The organism is Microbacterium testaceum (assembly GCF_020781835.1).
In the GTDB taxonomy this organism is placed as follows: domain Bacteria; phylum Actinomycetota; class Actinomycetes; order Actinomycetales; family Microbacteriaceae; genus Microbacterium; species Microbacterium testaceum_H.
In genome coordinates this window covers 187,206-207,149 of sequence record NZ_JAJGNJ010000003.1, presented here as the reverse complement: position 1 = coordinate 207,149, position 19,944 = coordinate 187,206, and the positions used below count along the sequence as shown (strand labels likewise).

At 69.8% G+C, this 19,944-nt stretch carries 18 protein-coding genes; 11 read left to right on the top strand and 7 right to left on the bottom strand.

The window, feature by feature from the left end; genetic code table 11:
• The first annotated feature begins 133 nt into the window (after positions 1-133).
• Positions 134-1,414, top strand: a complete 1,281-nt coding sequence (locus LL239_RS05805; protein ID WP_228162508.1) for an ABC transporter substrate-binding protein — start codon at positions 134-136, stop codon at positions 1,412-1,414.
• A 63-nt stretch (positions 1,415-1,477) separates the two neighbouring features.
• Here the strand turns inward: LL239_RS05805 and LL239_RS05800 are convergent, their stop codons facing one another.
• From LL239_RS05800 to LL239_RS05780, 5 genes are read right to left on the bottom strand one after another with little or no spacing between them, the layout of a single operon-like run.
• Positions 1,478-2,308, bottom strand: a complete 831-nt coding sequence (locus LL239_RS05800) for a hypothetical protein (RefSeq protein ID WP_228162507.1) — start codon at positions 2,306-2,308, stop codon at positions 1,478-1,480.
• Positions 2,309-2,322: 14 nt separating this feature from the next.
• Positions 2,323-3,105 carry an ABC transporter ATP-binding protein gene (locus LL239_RS05795; protein WP_228162506.1) on the bottom strand — a complete coding sequence of 261 codons (783 nt, stop codon included), beginning with the start codon at positions 3,103-3,105 and terminating at the stop codon, positions 2,323-2,325.
• A complete protein-coding gene (locus tag LL239_RS05790; RefSeq protein ID WP_228162505.1) occupies positions 3,105-4,037 on the bottom strand; it encodes an ABC transporter ATP-binding protein in 933 nt (310 codons plus the stop codon). The genes LL239_RS05795 and LL239_RS05790 overlap by 1 nt, the downstream gene beginning before the upstream one ends.
• Positions 4,030-5,010, bottom strand: coding sequence for a branched-chain amino acid ABC transporter permease (locus tag LL239_RS05785; protein WP_228162504.1), 981 nt, complete (start codon positions 5,008-5,010; stop codon positions 4,030-4,032). Before LL239_RS05785 ends, LL239_RS05790 begins: the two co-directional genes overlap by 8 nt.
• An 11-nt stretch (positions 5,011-5,021) precedes the next feature.
• A complete protein-coding gene (locus LL239_RS05780; protein WP_228162503.1) occupies positions 5,022-6,290 on the bottom strand; it encodes a branched-chain amino acid ABC transporter permease in 1,269 nt (422 codons plus the stop codon).
• A gap of 322 nt (positions 6,291-6,612) precedes the next feature.
• Between LL239_RS05780 and guaB the strand changes: the two genes are divergently transcribed.
• The 9 genes from guaB to LL239_RS05735 all read left to right on the top strand — a co-directional run bounded on the left by guaB (position 6,613) and on the right by LL239_RS05735 (position 16,294).
• Positions 6,613-8,115: an IMP dehydrogenase gene (gene guaB, locus LL239_RS05775; protein ID WP_228162502.1), complete on the top strand. Its 1,503-nt coding sequence runs from the start codon at positions 6,613-6,615 to the stop codon at positions 8,113-8,115.
• A 66-nt stretch (positions 8,116-8,181) separates the two neighbouring features.
• A complete protein-coding gene (locus LL239_RS05770) occupies positions 8,182-8,850 on the top strand; it encodes a TMEM175 family protein (protein ID WP_228162501.1) in 669 nt (222 codons plus the stop codon).
• 137 nt (positions 8,851-8,987) lie between these two features.
• Positions 8,988-10,103 (top strand): GuaB3 family IMP dehydrogenase-related protein, encoded by a 1,116-nt coding sequence (locus tag LL239_RS05765; RefSeq protein WP_228162758.1) that lies wholly within the window; start codon positions 8,988-8,990, stop codon positions 10,101-10,103.
• Positions 10,104-10,116: 13 nt separating this feature from the next.
• Positions 10,117-10,986 (top strand): SURF1 family protein, encoded by an 870-nt coding sequence (locus LL239_RS05760; RefSeq protein ID WP_228162500.1) that lies wholly within the window; start codon positions 10,117-10,119, stop codon positions 10,984-10,986.
• Between the two features lie 10 nt (positions 10,987-10,996).
• The gene (locus tag LL239_RS05755) at positions 10,997-11,518 is read left to right on the top strand and encodes a DUF3817 domain-containing protein (protein ID WP_228162499.1); all 522 of its coding nucleotides are present in this window, start codon (positions 10,997-10,999) and stop codon (positions 11,516-11,518) included.
• Complete coding sequence (guaA, locus tag LL239_RS05750) at positions 11,515-13,095, top strand: glutamine-hydrolyzing GMP synthase (protein ID WP_228162498.1); 1,581 nt, start codon at positions 11,515-11,517, stop codon at positions 13,093-13,095. The genes LL239_RS05755 and guaA overlap by 4 nt, the downstream gene beginning before the upstream one ends.
• Positions 13,096-13,240: 145 nt before the next feature.
• Positions 13,241-14,455, top strand: a complete 1,215-nt coding sequence (locus LL239_RS05745; RefSeq protein WP_228162497.1) for an MFS transporter — start codon at positions 13,241-13,243, stop codon at positions 14,453-14,455.
• A gap of 34 nt (positions 14,456-14,489) precedes the next feature.
• Complete coding sequence (locus tag LL239_RS05740) at positions 14,490-14,942, top strand: nitroreductase/quinone reductase family protein (RefSeq protein ID WP_228162496.1); 453 nt, start codon at positions 14,490-14,492, stop codon at positions 14,940-14,942.
• On the top strand, positions 14,939-16,294 hold the full coding sequence (locus LL239_RS05735) for a glycosyltransferase (protein WP_228162495.1): 1,356 nt from the start codon (positions 14,939-14,941) through the stop codon (positions 16,292-16,294). Before LL239_RS05740 ends, LL239_RS05735 begins: the two co-directional genes overlap by 4 nt.
• 115 nt (positions 16,295-16,409) lie before the next feature.
• Here the strand turns inward: LL239_RS05735 and ligD are convergent, their stop codons facing one another.
• Together ligD and LL239_RS05725 are read right to left on the bottom strand one after the other, a co-directional pair.
• Positions 16,410-17,624, bottom strand: coding sequence for a non-homologous end-joining DNA ligase (gene ligD, locus LL239_RS05730; protein WP_228162494.1), 1,215 nt, complete (start codon positions 17,622-17,624; stop codon positions 16,410-16,412).
• Between the two features lie 239 nt (positions 17,625-17,863).
• The gene (locus LL239_RS05725) at positions 17,864-18,739 is read right to left on the bottom strand and encodes a Bax inhibitor-1/YccA family protein (protein WP_228162493.1); all 876 of its coding nucleotides are present in this window, start codon (positions 18,737-18,739) and stop codon (positions 17,864-17,866) included.
• A 145-nt stretch (positions 18,740-18,884) separates the two neighbouring features.
• On the opposite strand from LL239_RS05725, the gene LL239_RS05720 reads away from it, so the two are divergent.
• The gene (locus LL239_RS05720) at positions 18,885-19,874 is read left to right on the top strand and encodes a glycerophosphodiester phosphodiesterase family protein (RefSeq protein ID WP_228162492.1); all 990 of its coding nucleotides are present in this window, start codon (positions 18,885-18,887) and stop codon (positions 19,872-19,874) included.
• Positions 19,875-19,944: the final 70 nt, after the last annotated feature.

Genomic DNA, 19,944 nt, shown 5'->3' with positions numbered 1-19,944 from the left:
GTTATGACGCCGTGACCTCGGCGACGCACATCGTTAACGAACGGCAATACGGCGAAAACGTGGGGGCCATTAGGTTTAGGACACCGGGCGGCACCCCTGTGCCGCCCAACGTTCATTCACAGCAAGGAGCACTATGAGCGTCTTCACGCGTACGCGTGCCGGCAAGGCCCTGGGCGGTCTCGCCCTGGTCGGTGCCAGCGCGCTCGTCCTCGCCGGTTGCTCGGGTGGTGGCGGCGACGCCGCACCCAGCGCATCCTCCGGCGGAGGCGCCGTGTCCGAGGCCGACGGGACTTTCCACGTCGGCACCATCCTGCCCGCCACCGGAAACCTCGCCTTCCTCGGCCCGCCCGAGGTCGCGGGTGTGAAGCTCGCGATCCAGGACATCGAGGCCACGGCCGACGCGTTCCCGTTCACGGTCGAGCTCACCGAGCGCGACTCCGGTGACACGACGACGGACATCGCCACCCAGTCGGCGACCGAGCTCGTCGACGCCGGTGCCGACGTCGTCATCGGTGCGGCCTCCTCGGGTGTGTCGTTCACGTTCGTCGACCAGCTCGTGGACGCGGGCATCGTCCAGATCTCGCCCGCCAACACGTCGCCGGACTTCACGGACTACGCCGACGACGGTTACTACTGGCGCACCGCTCCCTCGGACGTCCTCCAGGGCCGCGTGCTCGGTAACCTCATGGTCGGCGACGGTGCGGCCAACGTGGGCATCATCTACATCAACGACCCGTACGGCATCGGCCTGAAGGACAACGCCACCACGGCCATCGAGGCCGCCGGCGGCGAGGTCTCGGTCGCCGTTCCCTACAACCCGGGCGACACGGTGTTCACGTCGCAGGTCGACGAGCTCCTCGCCGCCCAGCCCGACGCCATCGCCGTGATCGCGTTCGAGGAGACCTCCTCGATCATCCCGCAGCTGGTCAACACGCAGGGCTTCCCGGGTTCGAAGGTGTACTTCGTCGATGGCAACCTGTCCAACTCGTACGAGTTCCAGGCGGGCACCCTCGAAGGCGCCAAGGGCACGCTGCCCGGCAACCCGGCCGACACCGAGTTCCAGAGTCGCCTCCTCGAGGTCGACCCGGCTCTCACCGACTTCAGCTACGCGCCGGAGTCCTACGACGCGGTGATCGTGGCGGCCCTCGCCGCGGCGCAGGCCAAGGACGACTCGGGCACGGCGATCCGTGACAACCTGCAGTCGGTCACCGAGGGCGGCGAGAAGTGCACGACGTTCGCCGACTGCCTCGCGCTGATCAACGAGGGCACCGACGTCGACTACGACGGTGTCTCCGGTCCGATCACGTTCGACGAGAACGGTGACCCGACCGAGGCGTACATCGGCATCTACCAGTACGGTGCCGACAACAAGTACACCCTCCTCAACACGGAGTTCGGTTCGCTCAACGAGTGATCCGATCCTCTGACGGAAGAGCCCGGGCCGCATGGCCCGGGCTCTTTCGTTGCTGGCGGCACCTCAGCGCGCGAGACCGCACGCCGCGGCGGTGAACGCCAGCAGGTCCTCAGCCGTGGATCGTGAGCGCTCGAGGGGGACCACGACCTCGCGACCGTCCACGCGTGCGACGAGATCGAACAGGGTCCCGACTTTGTCCTCGGCGATCGCGTGCGGGTCGCAGCGGCGAGGGGTGACGACGACCGTCAACGTCGAAGGGGGATCACCGGGCGTCACGATGGTGCTCAGCGCGGCCTCCTCGCCGCCGGCGAAACGGAGGAGGGGAGTGCCGGTGAGAGCCACGAGCTCGAGGCGGGAGCCGGACCGTCCTGCATCCGTACGCGGGGTGATCACGACGGAGAGGTCAGCCGTCGCGTCGTCGCGTGGGGAGACGGCCCCCGCCTCCACACGGGCCACCGCGGCGATGGCGTCCCGGTCGCACTGCGTCGCGCTCAATCGCGCGAGGACGCCGAGCGGGTCATCGGCGTCGACCTCGACGTGATCCGTGCGGGCGCCCACGGCGAGATCGAGCTGGACGCGTACGTCGTCGTCTCCGACGGCGCACAGCAGCGGGGGAAGGAGGACCGGGAGGTTCACGACGCGTCCGGGATCGACGGTCTGCGTGCGGCGAGAGTCCCAGACGGCGGGGCGTGAGAGCGCCGAGGAGAGGATCGTCGCCGAGACGACGGTCAGCGGTGCGCCGGAGGCGTTGTCGACCCGCACCTGTACGCGGCCGGGCGCGACGTCGCCGCGCTGTTGGACGACCGAGACGGCCAGGCCCGCGGGGATGGATGCCGGAGGAGCCGCGGAGCATCCCGCGAGGGCGACACCCACCAGGGTGAGCGTCGCCCCCACGGGACGCGCGCGGGTCAGGCTCCGGACTCCCGTGCGTCGCGCTTGGCGTCCTCGTCGGCTGCCAGGGTGCCCAGGTACAGCTCGATGACGCGGGGGTCGTTGAGCAGATCGCGTCCGGTGCCGGTGTAGGCATCCTTGCCCTGGTCGAGCACGTAGGCCCGGTGGCAGATCTGCAGGCAACGGCGCGCGTTCTGCTCGACCATGATGATCGTCACGCCGGCGCGGTTGATCTCGGCGACGCGGAGGAACGTCTCGTCCTGACGCACCGGCGACAGGCCGGCCGAGGGCTCGTCGAGCAGGAGCACCGACGGGTCCATCATCAGCGCTCGACCCATCGCGACCATCTGCCGTTCGCCGCCGGAGAGCGAACCGGCGCGCTGGCGTCGCCGCTTCGCGAGTTCGGGGAACAGGCCCGAGACGAACTCGAACCGCTCGGCGAAGACCTTGGGGCGCTGGAAGAGCCCCATCTGCAGGTTCTCCTCGATCGACAGGCTCGGGAACACGTTGTTGTTCTGCGGGACCATGCCCACGCCCTTGCCGACGAGCTTGTCAGCCTTCAGCGAGGTGATGTCCTCGCCGTTGAGCAGCACGGCGCCGCCGCGGATCTTCACCTGCCCGAAGATGGCCTTGAGCAGGGTCGACTTGCCGGCGCCGTTCGGCCCGATGATGCCGATCAGGTCGCCCTGGTACGCGTCGACGGTGCAGCCGTTGAGGATGTTGACCCCGGGCAGGTAGCCGGCGACGAGGTCGTCGGTGCGCAGCACCGCGGTGCGGGTGGCGGTTGCGGTGTCGGTCATCAGAGCTTCCCGTCCTTCTCGTCGGCGGCGAGCTCGGCCTCGGCTTCGGCCGCGGCCTCGGCCTGAATGGTCTCCAGCTGGGACGTCGTCATGTCGCCGAGGTCGGTGTCGTGGTGGGCGCCGAGGTAGGCGTCGATGACGGCCTGGTCGCTCATCACGGTCTCGGGCGGGCCCTCGGCGACGACGCGTCCCTCGGCCATGACGACGACCCAGTCCGAGATGTGACGGACCATGTGCATGTCGTGCTCGACGAAGAGCACCGTCATCCCTTCCTTCTTCAGGTCGAGGATGTGGCCGAGCAGGCTCTGCGTCAGCGCCGGGTTCACGCCGGCCATCGGCTCGTCGAGCATCACGAGGGTCGGGTCGCTCATGAGCGCCCGCGCCATCTCGAGGAGCTTGCGCTGGCCACCGGAGAGCGACGCCGCGAAGTCCTCGCGCTTGGCATCCAGCTTGAACCGGCGCAGCAGGTCGTCGGCGCGCTCCGTGTTCGCCTTCTCCTGCGACCGCCAGATCGAGGGGATGAGGGCGCGGAAGATGTTCTCGCCCTTCTGCCCGCGGGCGCCGAGCAGCATGTTCTGCAGCACCGACAGCCGGCCCAGCGACTTCGTCAGCTGGAAGGTCCGGACCATGCCCTTGCGGGACACCTTGAACGCGGGAACGCCGGCGAGGTTGGATCCCTCGAAGCTCCAGCGTCCGGTGTTGGGCTTGTCGAAGCCCGTGAGCAGGTTGAACAGCGTCGTCTTGCCGGCGCCGTTCGGGCCGATCAGGGCGGTGATCTGTCCGCGGGGGATCTCGAGGTGCTCGACGTCGACGGCCTTGAGGCCGCCGAACTGCCGCGTGACTCCGTCGGCGACGACGATCGGATCGACCTTCTCGCAGCCGGGGCCGACCTCGCCCTTCACCAGGGGGTGGGTGACGGTCGTGTCAGACATTGAACGACAGCTCCTTCTTGTTGCCGAAGATGCCCTGTGGCCGGAAGATGACCAGGAGCATCAGCCCGATCCCGACGAGGATGAAGCGCACCTGCCCGGTCTGGGTGGAGCTCATGAAGCCCAGGATGCCGATGTCGCGCAGACCGACGATGATGCCGTTCGACAGCGACAGCAGCACCCAGAACAGCGCGGCGCCCACGATCGGGCCGAGGAGGGTGGCAGCGCCGCCCAGCAGCAGCGCGGTCCAGATGAAGAACGTCAGCGCCGTTCCGTAGTTCCCGGGCTGGACGGCGCGGGGGAGGATGAACACCACACCGGCGAGACCGCCCATGACACCGCCGAGCACGAGCGCCTGCATCTTGTACGAGTAGACGTTCTTGCCGAGGCTGCGCACGGCATCCTCGTCCTCGCGGATTCCCTTGACCACGCGCCCCCAGGGGCTGCGCATGAGCAGCCACACCAGCAGCGTCGCCAGGATCACCAGACCCCAGCCGAACAGACGCACCCACCAGTCGTTCGCGGAGTACGTCCACGGCCCGAGGCCGTAGGTGCCCTCGGGGAGCGGGTTCAGGTCCTGGAACTCGCGGTTGTAGCCGTTCAGGCCCTGCGAGCCGCCCGTGATGTCGGTGAGGCCGACGGTCGAGACGATGTATCGCACGATCTCCGCCGCGGCGATGGTGACGATCGCGAGGTAGTCGGCTCGAAGACGCAGGGTCGGGATGCCGAGGATGAACGCGAACAGCACCGAGGCGACGATGGCGATGAGGATCGCCAGCCACACGGGCGCCGAGAGCGAGAGGGTCGCGATGGCGAAGGCGTAGGCGCCGACGGCCATGAAGCCGGCCTGACCGAAGTTGAGCAGGCCCGCGTAACCGAAGTGGACGCTCAGGCCGATCGCGGCGAGGGCGTAGGCCGCGGTGGTCGGGCTGATGAGCTCGCCCGCGGCGTTGTTGAGAATCGAAAGCCAGTCCATGTCGTTCTTCCTCAGCCGATCCGCTCTTTACGACCGAGCACACCCTGCGGCCGGAACAGCAGCACGCCGATGAGCACGATCAACGCCACCGCGTACCGAAGGTCCGGGGGGATGACGATGGTGGACAGTTCCGTGATGATGCCGATGATGAGCGAGCCGACGAGCGCGCCGAACGCACTCCCCAGGCCACCCAGGGTGACGGCGGCGAACAGCAGCAGCAGGATCGCGAAGCCCATGTCCCAGGTGACGCCGCGGTACAGGCCGTAGAGCACGCCGGACAGGCCGGTGAGCGCGCCGGCGAGCACCCACACGATGCGGATGACGCGGTCGACGTTGATCCCGGATGCCGCGGCGAGGGAGGCGTTGTCGCTGACCGCGCGCGTGGCCTTGCCGATGCGTGTGCGCGTGAGGAAGTAGGCCACGGCCGCCAGCATCACGACGCTGACGCCCATGCTGATCAGCGACGTGAGCGTGATGGTCACCGGGCCGATCGTGACGTTGTCGGTGATGCCGGTGTCGATGTTCCGCGTGCCGCCGTCGAAGAAGTAGAGGTACAGGTACCGCAGCACGATCGACAGACCGATCGTCACGATGAGGACCTGCACCAACCCCACCCCGCGTCTGCGCAGGGGTTTGAACAGCACGGCGTCCTGTGTCCATCCGAGTGCCGCGGACAGCGCCACGGTGAGCAGGATCGCCAGAACGAGGTTCCATCCGAGCGACGTGAACACGTAGAAGATGATGGCCCCGAAGGTGAGCATCTCGCCGTGGGCGAAGTTGTTGACGCCGGTCGTGCCGAAGATGAGCGAGATGCCGATCGCGGCGAGGGCCAGGAGCAGGCCGAAGTTCAGACCGTAGATGAAGCGCGAGAACAGCGTGTCCCAGATCGACCCGGTCGCGGTGGTGCCCTCGCCCGTCGGGAACAGGACGTTCACCGTGTTGGTCGTTCCGATCGTCACCTGACGCGTGACGTTGTCGGGGTCGCGCGGGGCGACGCCGTCCGGCAGCGACTCGACGTCGAGCGTTGCGGTGTACTCGCCCGGGCCGGGGACGGCGACCGCCCACCGACCGTCGGCACCGGTCGTGCCGATCTCGGAGAAGCCGGAGCCCTCGACCGAGATCTCGACGCCCTCGACGGGTTCGTCGTCGGCGCGGATGATGCCGCCGATCGAGAACTGGGTCGAGACGTCGACCGGTCCCGATGGTGTCGGGGTCGGGGTGGTCTGCGCGTGGGCTGGTGAGGCCATCAGCAGGCTGAGCACGGCCACCGCGCTCGCCACGAGCGAGACGAGAAGGACCGTTAGGCGGGGAAGTGTGCGCGATCGTGTCGCGGTGGGGGAGGAATGACCCACGGAGTCTCCAGTTCGGCAACGCTGACGAGGTCGTTTCGTCGGCTTCGACGATCGACGCTACGAGCGTAATGTGTCGTTCGTGTTTCGGCTCGTCGCCGTTAGTGAACCGTGTCGTGGCGATCGCCCTTCCGCGCCGGGCTTTCGGGAATGATTCCGCCCCTCGCGGCGCTTAGAATTCATGGTGGAGCGCTGTGCGCGCACCGGCCGACGTCGTCCTTTTCGAGTAGGCGCCGCGTGCGCAGGAGGTTTCATGGAGCAGCACGACCCCTTCGGTTTCGTCGGATTGACCTACGACGACGTCCTCCTGCTGCCGGGGCACACCGACGTCATCCCGAGCGAGGCCGATACGTCATCGCGTCTCACCCGTCGCATCACCGTCGCGACGCCGCTCCTGTCGTCCGCGATGGACACGGTGACCGAGGCGCGCATGGCGATCGCCATCGCGCGGCAGGGCGGCATCGGCATCGTCCACCGCAACCTCTCGATCGAGGACCAGGCCGCCATCGTCGACCAGGTCAAGCGCAGCGAGTCCGGCATGGTCTCCGACCCGATCACCACGACCCCGGATGCCACGATCGCCGAGGTCGACGCGATGTGCGCGCAGTACCGCATCTCCGGTCTGCCGGTCGTCGACCCGGACGGTGTCCTGGTGGGCATCATCACCAACCGCGACATGCGTTTCGTCTCGGGCTTCGAGCGCCAGACCACCAAGGTCAAGGATGTGATGACCAAGGAGGGGCTGATCACCGGGCACGTCGGCATCCACGCGAACGACGTCATCGCCACCTTCGCCAAGCACCGCGTCGAGAAGCTGCCCCTGGTCGACGCCGACGGCAAGCTCGCCGGTCTCATCACGATCAAGGACTTCGACAAGAGCGAGAAGTATCCCCTCGCCACCAAGGACGACCAGGGCCGGCTGCGGGTCGGTGCCGCGATCGGCTTCTTCGGCGACGCGTGGCAGCGGGCCGAGGCCCTGCGCGACGCGGGCGTGGACGTCCTGGTCGTGGACACCGCCAACGGTCAGTCCGCCGGCGTCATCGACATCGTCCGCCGCCTCAAGGCCGACGCGTCTTTCGCCCACGTCGACGTCATCGGCGGGAATGTCGCGACGCGCGAGGGCGCCCAGGCCCTCATCGACGCGGGTGTGGATGCCGTCAAGGTCGGCGTCGGCCCCGGCTCGATCTGCACCACCCGCGTCGTCGCCGGCGTGGGCGTGCCGCAGATCACCGCGATCTACGAGGCCGCGCAGGCCGCGATCCCCGCCGGGGTGCCCGTGATCGCCGACGGCGGTCTGCAGTACTCGGGTGACATCGCCAAGGCTCTCGTCGCCGGCGCGGACACGGTCATGCTCGGCTCGTTGCTGGCCGGAACCGACGAGTCGCCGGGCGAGATCGTCTTCCAGGGGGGAAAGCAGTTCAAGCAGTACCGGGGCATGGGATCGCTGGGCGCGCTGCAGACCCGCGGCAAGAAGACCTCGTACTCGAAGGACCGCTACTTCCAGGCCGACGTCCCCAGCGACGACAAGCTCATCCCCGAGGGCATCGAGGGGCAGGTGCCGTATCGCGGGCCCGTCTCCGCCGTCGCGTACCAGCTCATCGGGGGTCTGCGTCAGTCGATGTTCTACGTCGGGGCCCGCACCGTCGAGGAGCTCAAGGCGAAGGGGAAGTTCGTCCGCATCACCTCGGCCGGGCTGAAGGAATCCCACCCGCATGACGTGCAGATCGTCGTCGAGGCGCCGAACTACAAGAAGTGAGCGCTGCGAGGGGCCGGGCGGGCGACCGCCCGGCACCTCGGCGTTCGGCCGGGCTACGCTGTGCGCATGATCCGGCGCACGCGGCATCCCGAGGCGACCGTTTCCGCGCGGCGCACCGAAGCGTTCACCGACGGGGTCTTCGCCATCGCCGCGACCCTCCTCGTGCTCGGACTCACGTCGCAGTCCCTCGGCTCGGTCGAGTCGGAGGCCGACCTCGTGACAGCGTTGGCGGGCCTGCTGCATCCCGTGTTCACCTTCGTCATCAGCTTCCTCATCCTGTGCGTGATGTGGATGACCCATGTCCGGCAGTTCGAATGGATCGCCCGGATCGACAACGCGGGGATGTGGATCAACAACCTCCGTCTGCTTCTGATCGTCCTGGTGCCCTTCACGTCCTCGCTCGCGACGGACTACTCCGACTACCTGATCGGTCGCGTGGTGCTTCCGGTCAACTTCTTCCTCGCGATCGTCGCGGGCTGGCTGCAGTGGGCGTGGGCGGTGCGTTCGGGCGCGATCCCCGACCTGACCCCGGGCGACGCACGGCGACTGGGGCGGGCGAGCCTGAGCGCGGTGCTGATCAGCGCCGTCGCGGTCCTGTTCAGTCCGCTCGTGGGGTCTGCCGCCTTTCTCCTGTTCTTCTTCGACGGCGCGCTCACCCGCCTGCTGCGCGGAACCGATGCGCCGGTGGACGGGGTCGGGCGCGCGTCGCAGGGCGCGGTTCCGCCGACCAGCTGATCCGCACGTGCCGGAGCTGTTCGATGCGTGCTTCCCCGCCGGCACGGTGCGAGTGCGGTCGAGGGCTGTCCGCGCGGACGAACCGTGAACAGGACGCGGGGCGGCGAAATGCTGGCGGGTAGGCTGGGGGAGTGACCATGGAGATCGACCTCGGCCGCGCCAAGCGCGCCCGCCGCGCCTACACCTTCGACGACATCGCCGTCGTTCCGTCGCGGCGCACGCGCAACCCGGAAGACGTGTCGACGGCGTGGACCATCGACGCGTTCCCGTTCGAGATCCCGGTGCTGGGCGCGCCGATGGACTCGGTCGTGAGCCCGCGCACGGCGATCGAGCTGGGTCGCCTGGGCGGATTGGGCGTCCTCGACCTCGAGGGGCTGTGGACGCGCTACGACGACCCCGAGCCGCTGCTGGCCGAGATCGCGAACCTGCCCGACTCCGAGGCGACGCGCCGCATGCAGCAGCTGTACTCCGAGCCGATCAAGCCCGAGCTCGTGCGAGACCGTCTCGCCGAGGTCCGCGCCGCCGGTGTCACCGTGGCCGGCGCGCTCACCCCCCAGCGCACGCACGACCTGTACGAGACGGTGGTGGCCGCCGGCGTCGACCTGTTCGTCATCCGCGGAACGACGGTCTCCGCCGAGCACGTCTCGAGCGTCGCCGAGCCGCTGAACTTGAAGAAGTTCATCTACGACCTCGATGTGCCGGTCATCGTCGGCGGTGCCGCGACCTACACCGCGGCACTGCACCTCATGCGCACCGGCGCCGCCGGCGTGCTCGTCGGCTTCGGCGGCGGTGCCGCCTCCACGACCCGGGTGACCCTCGGCCTGCACGCACCGATGGCCACCGCGGTCGCCGATGTCGCCGGCGCCCGCCGCGACTACCTGGACGAGTCCGGCGGACGCTACGTCCACGTCATCGCCGACGGAGGGGTGGGCACCTCGGGCGACATCGTGAAGGCTCTCGCGATGGGTGCCGATGCCGTCATGCTCGGCGTCGCCCTCGCACGCGCCACCGACGCGCCCGGGCGCGGATTCCACTGGGGCCCCGAGGCGCACCACGCGAAGCTGCCCCGCGGGCACCGGGTCGCGGTCGACCGCGTCGGACCCCTCGAGCAGATCCTCTACGGGCCGGCGCCCGTCGCCGACGGCACCGCCAACCTCATCGGCGCGCTGAAGAAGTCCATGGCCACGACCGGGTACTCCGACCTCAAGGAGTTCCAGCGCGTCGAGGTCGTCGTCGCACCCTACGGACACTGATGCCGGAGACCGCGTGACCTCTCCCTCGGCGATCGAGCAGGAGCCTCGGCAGGTCTTCCCGCCGACCCTGCGCGAGGTCATGCTGCGTCCGCGATGGCTGGCACTCCTGGCCTTCTCGCTCGTGGTGGCGGGCGTCCTGGCGTGGCTCGGTCAGTGGCAGCTCGGCCGTGCGGTCGACACCGCGCCGTCCGAGCCGGGCCAGACCGAGATCGTGCGTCCCCTCGCCGATGTCGCTCAGCCGGGCGCCTACCTGCCCGAGCCCCTCGTCGGGCAGCGCGTCGAGGCGAACGGCCGGTGGATCGCCGGCGACTTCCTCGTCGTCGCCTCCCGCTTCAACGACGGCGTCGAAGGCTACTGGGTGACCGGGCAGTTGCGCCTCGATGCGGTGGCGACGCCCACCTCGATCGCCGTCGCCGTCGGGTGGACCCGCGACGCCTCTTCCGCCGACCGGGCCGTCGAGGCACTCGATGCGCAGGTCCGGGCCGACCCCGACGCCGTCGTGGCGGTGACCGGGCGACTCATCTCCGACGAGGGTCCGGGGCGCCCGCCCGCGGGCGTGGATCCGCAGACGATGACGCGCATGTCTCCGGCGGTGCTCCTGGGGCGCTGGCACGACGTCGACGGGGTCGCCGTGTATCGGCCCTACATCGCCTCGCAGACGGCGATCGGACCCGTCGATGCCATCGACTCGCCGGCCCCGGAGGAACGCTCGCGGGTCAACTGGCTGAACATCTTCTACGCCGCCGAGTGGGCGATCTTCGCCGGCTTCGCGTTGTACCTCTGGTACCGCCTCGCGCGCGACGCGTGGGAGAAGGAGGTCGAAGACCTCGAGGACGCCGAGGCGGAGGCCCTCGCGGCGGGCTCGCCGGCATCCCGCGACTAGACTGGCATCCATGCCCCGTGCCCCGAAGCTCGCCTCGTTCCCGGCGATCCGCGGAGCCCTGAAGTTCTACCAGATCTGCTCCATCATCACCGGTGTCGGCCTGCTGTTGCTCGTCGCCGAGATGATCGTGAAGTACACGCCCATCCACAAAGAGCTCTTCCTGGGCGGGTCCGGTGGGCTCCTGTGGTTCGCGGATGCGATCCCCGGCCCCGGATGCCAGTGGTTCTCGCTCTTCGTCCCCGGCGGCAGCGGCTGCGACATCGTCTCCACCGGGGACGGCGTCAACATCTCGCTCGCGATCCTCGTGGCGCACGGCTGGTTCTACGTCGTGTACCTGTTCTCGTGCTTCCGCGTGTGGAGCCTCATGCGGTGGCCGTTCCGTCGCTTCGTGTTCCTGGCGCTGGGCGGCGTGGTGCCCTTCCTCTCCTTCTTCCTCGAGGTGCGCACCGCTCGCCGCGTGCGCGCCTATCTCGCCGAACGCGAGGCCGCCGAGGCCTCCGTTCCCGTCCCCGCCCCGGAAGGACCCCGGTGACCGAACAGACCGAAACGTCGCAGCGTCCCGTCCTCGTCGTCGACTTCGGCGCCCAGTACGCGCAGCTGATCGCACGCCGCGTGCGCGAGGCGGGGGTGTACAGCGAGATCGTCCCGCACACCGCCAGCGCGGACGAGATCGCGGCGAAGAACCCGGTGGGCATCATCCTCTCCGGCGGTCCGTCGTCGGTGTACGAAGAGGGCGCTCCGCGGCTCGACGAGGGCGTGTTCGACCTCGACGTCCCGACGCTCGGCATCTGCTACGGCTTTCAGGTCATGGCGCAGGCGCTGGGCGGCGAGGTCGCGAACACGGGCCTGCGCGAGTACGGCGCGACGGATGCCACGGTCGTCACCGAGGGCACCCTGCTGCAGGGCCAGCCCGCCGAGCAGAACGTCTGGATGAGCCACGGCGACCAGGTGTCGCGTGCACCCGAGGGCTTCGAGGTGCTCGCGCGCACGGCTCACACGCCGGTCGCCGCGTTCGCGAACGACACCCGTCGCCTGTACGGCGTGCAGTGGCATCCGGAGGTCAAGCACTCCGATCACGGGCAGAACGTGCTCGAGAACTTCCTCCACAAGGCCGCAGGTCTCCCCGCCGACTGGAACAGCGGCAACGTCATCGCCGAGCAGGTCGCGCGCATCCGCGAGCAGGTCGGCAACGGCCGCGTGCTGTCGGCTCTGTCGGGTGGTGTGGATTCCGCGGTCTCGACCGCCCTCGTGCACGAGGCCGTCGGTGACCAGCTCGTCGCGGTGTTCGTCGACCACGGTCTTCTCCGCAAGGGCGAGCGCGAGCAGGTCGAGAACGACTACGTCGCCTCCACCGGCGTGCGCCTTATCACCGTCGACGCGCGCGAGACGTTCCTGAACGCCCTCGCCGGCGTCAGCGACCCGGAAGAGAAGCGCAAGATCATCGGCCGCGAGTTCATCCGCGCGTTCGAGAAGGTGCAGGCCGATCTGGTCGCCGAGGCCGAGGCCGAGGGCGAGCCCATCCGCTTCCTCGTCCAGGGAACGCTCTACCCCGACGTCGTCGAGTCGGGCGGCGGCGCCGGCACCGCGAACATCAAGAGCCACCACAACGTCGGCGGTCTCCCCGAAGACCTGCAGTTCGAGCTCGTCGAGCCGCTGCGCACCCTGTTCAAGGACGAGGTGCGGGCGATCGGCCGCGAGCTCGGGCTCCCCGAGGCGATCGTCGGCCGTCAGCCCTTTCCGGGGCCCGGTCTTGGCATCCGCATCGTGGGCGAGGTCACCGCTGACCGTCTCGAGATCCTGCGTGAGGCCGACGCCATCGCCCGCGCCGAGCTGACCAAGGCCGGACTGGACGCCGAGATCTGGCAGTGCCCCGTCGTGCTGCTGGCGGATGTGCGCTCGGTCGGCGTCCAGGGCGACGGCCGCACCTATGGCCACCCGATCGTGCTGCGTCCTGTCTCGAGCGAGGACGCCATGACGGCCGACTGGACGCGTCTGCCGTACGACGTCCTGTCGAAGATCAGCAACCGCATCACCAACGAGGTGCGCGAGGTCAACCGGGTCGTGCTCGATGTGACGTCGAAGCCGCCGGGGACCATCGAGTGGGAGTGACCCTCCCCACCCCGACGCCCCGGCATCCTGCTCTGGATGCCGGGGCGTCGGCGTCGCGGGCGCGGACTCGGTAAGCTGGCGCGGTCGGCGATCAGCCCTCGGGAACCTCCCGGGTTCGTCCGGCCAGAACGGCACAGGTCGCACCATGACCCGTATCGACTTCTCCGGCTACCGCGATGTGCTGCGTACTCCCGGCGCCCCCTGGTTCACGATCGCGGGATGGGTCGGTCGGTTTCCGCGCGGCACACTCAACCTCGGCATCATCCTGCTCGTGCAGGCGGCGACCGGCAGTTTCGCGTTGGCCGGGGCCGTGGCTGCGACGTACATCGTCGGTATCGCTGTGGCGGGTCCGCTGTGGTCCCGCCTCATGGACCGCCGGGGGCAGCGTCCGATCCTCCTGATCGCCGCCGGCACCCTCGTCGTGTCCTCCACGGCGCTCGTCGGTGCCGTGCTGGGCGAGTCGCCCGTGGGGTTCTGGTTCGTCCTGTCGTTCCTCGCCGGTGCGGTCTCGACCGACGTCGGGCCGGCGGTGCGCGCGCGATGGAGCTCCCTCGTGCCGGGCGACCGTCGTCACAGCGCTTTCGCGCTGGAGTCGATCGCCGACGAGAGCGTGTACGTGATCGCTCCGCCGATCGTGACTCTGGCCGCCGCGATCTGGGCGCCGCAGATCGGTATCGCCGTCGTCGTGGTGGTCGGGGCGCTCGGCATGATCTGGCTCGGCCTGCTGCACCGGTCGCAGCCGCCGCTCGTGCGGGCGAGCGAGCGGCGCGTGCGACTGCTCCCGCCGGCCGGCATCCTTCCGGTCACCGTCGCGTGGGTCGGCGTGGGCGCGATGTTCGGGTCGTTCGACGTCACGAGCGTGGCGTGGGCCGAGCGAGCGGGTTCGCCCTGGCTCGCCGGGATCATGATGGCTGCTCTGGCCGTCGGCAACACCGTGGGCGCCTTGGTCTACGGTGCGATGCGTCCCCGCGCGTCGCTCCGAGTCCGCTGGCTCGTCGGCAGCGCCCTGCTCGCCGTGGCGGCGCTCGCGCTGCCCTTCGCGGCGGACACCCCGCTGGCTCTGCTGGCGTCGGCTGTCGTGGGGCTGCTCATCGGTCCGGTGCTGGTGGCGGGATATGCGCTCGTGGAGTCGAGGGCCGATCGGGAGCGGGTCACGGAACTCCTGGCCTACCCGTCTCTCGGGCTGGGGGCCGGGATCCCGTTGGGGTCCACTTTCGCCGGCGTTGGACTGGATGCCGCCGGACCCGTGCTCGGGTTCACCGTGATGGCCGCCAGTTGTGTGGCGACGCTCGTGCTCGGCGCCACGGGCGAGCTCCTGCTGTCCGCACGGCCGGCGAAGGTGCCGGTGCGTGTGCCCTGACTCGCGCGTCACGGTCGTGCGCGAGGATGGGGGCATGAGTGAGAGGTTCGTGCGCCCCACCCGTCTCGACGGGGTCTTCAACGCCGCCGTCGCGGCGATGACCCGTGTCGGTCTGCCTCTGGCCGGCAGTCGCGTCCTCGCCGTTCGGGGCCGCTCGTCGGGGGAGTGGCGGACGACACCCGTCAACCCCCTGCGCGTCGACGGTGAGCGGTACCTCGTCGCTCCGCGCGGGACCACGCAGTGGGTCCGCAACCTCCGCGCGGCCGGAGGCGGGGAGTTGCGAGCGGGCCGCAAAGCCGAGGTGTTCCAGGCCGAGGAGGTCGCCGACGTCGACAAGCCGCCGATCCTGCGCGCCTACCTCGTGGCGTGGGCGTGGGAGGTGGGCCGCTTCTTCGACGGCGTCGACAAGAACTCGTCCGATGAGCGGCTGCGCGAGATCGCACCGGGGTTCCCCGTTTTCCGGCTGCGGTCCGAGGGGCGCCGATGACGCTCTTCCCCGACGCGTGGTATCTCCTCCTCTCGAGCAGGCTCGTTCCCGACCTCGACGGCGGATACACGATCTCCACTCTCGCGCGGGCTCGGCAGATGACGGATGCCGGTGTCCCCGCGTTGTTGCTGACGGTCGATCCGGCCACCGCGGAGGCCCACGCTGCGCATCGCGCCGAGTTCATCGCGCGCGGGGCCGCCGTGGCATCCGAGGATTTCCGCAATCTCTTCGACGAGGCGCAGGGCCCGGACGGTGGCGCCGCCGAGTGGCTGCGAGCGGCGGCACGTGCCGGTGGGGCCGACCCGTCCGTGCCGTACGACACGTACGCGGGCGGCGCGGTCGCGCTCCCCCGGATCGAGAACGACCCGGACTGGCTCCTCACGACCGCACCCGTCGTGATCCGGGATGCGGCGGGCGACGTCGCCGGTGTCCTCGACGGGTTCGGGGCCCTCTATCGCGCGTGGCTGGCGCACGTGGTCGCAGGGCTTCGGGATCGGGTCGATCGGCCCGTCGTGGTCATCTGCGAGTCGCGGCAGCTCGGCGAACTGATCGTCGACTGGGACGATCCGGACGTGCGCATCCTCCATACGGTGCACACGATCCACCTCGAGTCTCCGTACACCGTGGACGCCCCGATCAACGGGCTGTGGGAAAGGTGGCTGGCCGTGGCCCCGCGCTTCGACGCGGTACTGTGGCCGACCTCGTCGCAACGCTGCGACGTTCGAGAACGGTTCGGCGAGGATCGCGTCGACGTCGTGGCGCCGCACGGCGTACCGATGCCCGCGGAGGTCGCGCCCGCAGAGGACGGCCCGGTCGTCGTGCTCGGGCGACTGGCCGCGGGGAAGCGCCTCGACCACGCGATCCGGGCGTTCGCGCGGGTGGTCGCCGACGTCCCGCACGCGCGCATGGAGTTGTGGGGGGCGGGAGCGGAGCGCGAGAGGCTCGTCGCCCTGATCGCCGACCTCGGGCTCGATGCAGCCGTCACGCTCGCCGGCCTCACGCTGGACGTGGGCGCGGTGCTCGACTCCGCGTCGGTGTACCTCACGACCTCGGCGTTCGAGGGTCAGGGGCTCGCGCTCGCGGAGGCCCTCGCGCACGGTGTTCCCGTGGTGGCGTACGACATCCGCTACGGGCCGCGGGACATGCTCGCGGGGGGTGGCGGCATCCTGGTGCCCGACGGGGACGAGGAGGCGCTCGCCGAAGCCCTCACCCGCGTGCTCGGCGATGCGGCGTTGCGGCGGCGTCTCGCCGCCGAGGCCCGCGCCGCCGCTGAGGCGCTGAGCCCGGAGCGGGCGATGCGCGCCCTCGCCGCGGCATCCGCCGACGCCCTCTCACGCCCAACGCGGCGCTAGCCCCCGCCCCGCCCGCCCGCACCCCGCCCCCGCGCCCACACCCGTTGAGTGTCCAAGACACGCCGCATGTCGCGGGCGCGATACGGCGTGTCTTGGACACTCGGCGTGGGTGCGCTCAGGCCCAGGGGTCGTAGTCGGCGATCAGGGGCTCTTGCGCGGGGCGGGTGGCATCCGGGACGTGCTGGAGGTTTACGCGAACCCGGTACCAGAGCGAGCTCGAACCGCGCATGCCGTCGACCAGGACGTCGGCCGGGTGGAGGGTGGCAGTGGCGTCAGGATGCCGACGCTTCCACTCCTCGAGGGCGTCGAGCGCCTCGGGCTTCGTCTTCGTGCGCGCGATCTCGATGAGGGGCATGGTCGATGCACGTCGGCCTGAGCCGTCGGACCCGCGAGGAGGCTTTTCGGCGGGGCCCATCTCTTCGGCGAGAGCGAGCAGACTCGCCAGCGAGCCCGCGGCGCCGTCGATGCCATCGTGCGGATCGCCGATCGTTGCGAAGCGTTCGGGCACCGTCAGCACGGTGAACTCCTCCGGGTGCCGATTGCGCACCTCGTCCCACGTCAGCGGTGTCGACACGCGCGCATCGGGCAGCGGCCGGATCGAGTACGCGGATGCCACGGTGCGGTCCTTCGCGTTCTGGTTGAAGTCGACGAACACGCTCTCGCCGCGCTCCTCCTTCCACCAGCGGGCGGTGGCCAGGCCCGGCGCCCGATTCTCGATCTCGCGGGCGAGCGTCTCGGCGGCGAGGCGTACGTCGGAGTACTCCCATTCGGGTCGGATCCGGACGAGGATGTGCAGCCCGCGCGAACCCGAGGTCTTCGGCCACCCGACGAGCCCGTGGTCGTCCAGCACGTCGCGGGCGATGAAGGCGACGTCGACGATCTGCGCCCAGTCCACCCCGGGCATGGGGTCGAGGTCGATGCGCAGCTCGTCGGGATGGTCGAGGTCTTCGGCCCGCACAGGGTGAGGGTTGAGGTCGAGGCATCCGAGGTTCACGACCCAGGCGAGACCGGCCGCATCGCGGATCACGGTCTCCTCGGCGGAGGTGCCCGAGGCGTAGTGCAGCGTCGCGGTGTCGATGAAGTCGGGGTGGTTCTCGGGCACGCGCTTCTGGAAGAACGGCTCCTGGCCGAGGCCCTTCGCGAACCGCTTCAGCACCATCGGCCGCCCGGCGGCGCCGCGCAGCGCCCCGTCGGCGACGGCGAGGTAGTAGCGCACGAGGTCGAGCTTGGTGAGGCCGCGCTCGGGGAACACGACGCGGTCCGGGCTCGTGATCCGGACCTCGTGACCATCCACGTCGAGGGTCGTCGGGGGCGTCTTCGCAGGGCTCATGCCGCGAGGGTAGTGCCGTGGCATCCGGGGTGGGACTCCCTTGCGGCGCGCGGCGGACGCCGCAGACACACGCCGCAGACACACGCATAAACGCGATTCGCGCGCACAAACGCGGGGAGAACGCGTTTATGCGCGCCGATCGCGTTTATGCGTGGGGTTCAAGAGCGCGGGCTGATTCCGGATGCCGCGAACGACGAAGGGCCGCCCCGAACGGGACGGCCCTTCGATACTGCGATGCGTCAGTTGTTGCCGCGCAGGATCGCGAGGATGCGCAGGATCTCGACGTACAGCCACACCACGGTGACCATGATGCCGAACGCGCCGACCCAGCCGTAGACGCGCGGGGCGCCGTTGCGGACGCCGCGCTGGATCTGGTCGAAGTCGAGCACCAGCGAGTACGCGGCCATGATGACCACGAGGACGCCGATGATGAGACCGAGCGGGATGCCCGCGACCTTGAGGCTGTAGAGACCGAAGGCGCCACCCGCGATGGGGACGTTGAACAGCATGAGACCGAGGTTCAGCAGGGCGAACACCATGTAGCCGACCATCGCGATCATGAAGATCTTGGTGGCGCGAGCCGAGGCGCGGATCTTGCCGCTGGCGAAGAGGGCGAGCGTCACGCCGACGACCGACAGGGTCGCGAGCGTGGCCTGCACGACGATGCCCGGGTAGAGGAACTCGAAGAAGGCCGAGATGCCACCGACGAAGAGGCCCTCGAACGCCGCGTAGGCGATGAAGACGGGGACGGACGGCTTCTTCTTGAAGATCGCGACCATCGCGAGCACGAAGCCGCCGAGGCCACCGATGATCATCGGCAGGGCGTTGGGGCTGGGGTTGGCGACCGTGACGGTGCTCATCGTCCAGATCCAGCCGACGACGGCGGCGACGACGAGGATGGCGAACAGGCCGATCGTCTTGAAGACGGTGTCTTCGACCGTCATGCGGTCGGTCTGCACCGCGCCCGCCGACGGGGCGGCGTACATGCCCTCGATGTTGGCGGTCTCCGCCGCCGCGGCTGCGGTGTTCGCCGGGGGAGGGCTGTAACGGGTCTGGGCGCCGGCACGAGGGTCCTGGAACGCCGGGGTGTTGAAGGCCGGGTTGTTGAGGGCCACAGGGACTCACACTCCAAATTGCTGGTGATCACAGCACCGTGCTGTCACACAACACTAGCCGAGGAGGCCGTGAGATTCCTTGTGCTGACTGGGATTCTGCTATGAGCGAGCGGGTCCGGTCGTGCGCGCTGGCTAGCCTGGCCTGGTGCCTGCCGACCGACCCCTGATCATCGGTCACCGCGGCGCTCCCGGGTATCTGCCGGAGCACTCTCGATCGTCGTACGCGCGCGCGATCGCCGAAGGAGTGGATGCCATCGAGCCCGACGTCGTGCCGACGAGCGACGGCGTGCTCGTGGTTCGACACGAGAACGAGATCGGTTCCACGACCGATGTCTCGAGGCATCCGGAGTTCGCCGGCCGGCGTCGCACGGCCGTCGTCGACGGGGACCGCCTGAACGGGTGGTTCACCGAGGACTTCACGTGGGCGGAGCTGCAGACCCTCCGCTGCCGCGAGCGGATCCCGGCGCTGCGGCCGGGCAGCGCGGCTCACGACGACGAGGATCCCGTGCTGCGCCTTCGCGACGTCCTCGACCTCGCCCGCGCCGGCGGCGTCGGGGTGGTGCTGGAGATCAAGCACGCCGCGTTCTTCGCGCGCGCCGGCTTCGATGTGGCGGCGCTCGTCGAGAGGGAGCTGCGGGATGCCGCCTGGTGGGACGACTCGGCGCTGGTCATCGAGTCGTTCGAGCCCCTCGTCCTGCAGCGGCTGCGGGAGCGTGGCATCCGGGTTCCGCTGGTGCAGCTGATCGAAGCCGAGGGTGCGCCGTGGGACCTGCGGGAACGCGACGGCACGGATGCGGCGTCGTACGCGTCGATGCTCACCCCCGCGGGACTCGACGCGCTCGCGCGCGACGTGGACGGCATCAGCCCCGACAAGCGGTTGGTCCTCGCGCCCGACCGACGGGGCCGCGCCCAGGGACCCGCGGAGTTCATCGGGCAGGCGCAGCAGCGCGGGTTGCGTGTGTTCACGTGGACGTGTCGTCCCGAGAACCGCTTCCTGCTGCCGGCGTTCCGAGGCCCCGGCGGTCCCGCAGCCTTCGGCGATTACGCGCGCGAGTGGGCCGTTCTGCGCGATGCGGCGCTCGATGGGGTGTTCGTCGACCACCCCGACCTGGGCGTGGCCTTCTTCGGGGCGTAGGCGCGAGCCCCGGTCCCGCGCGCCTCCCGGGGGTGTGTCGCAGGCGCCCCGGGGCGCAGGCGCAAGCCCC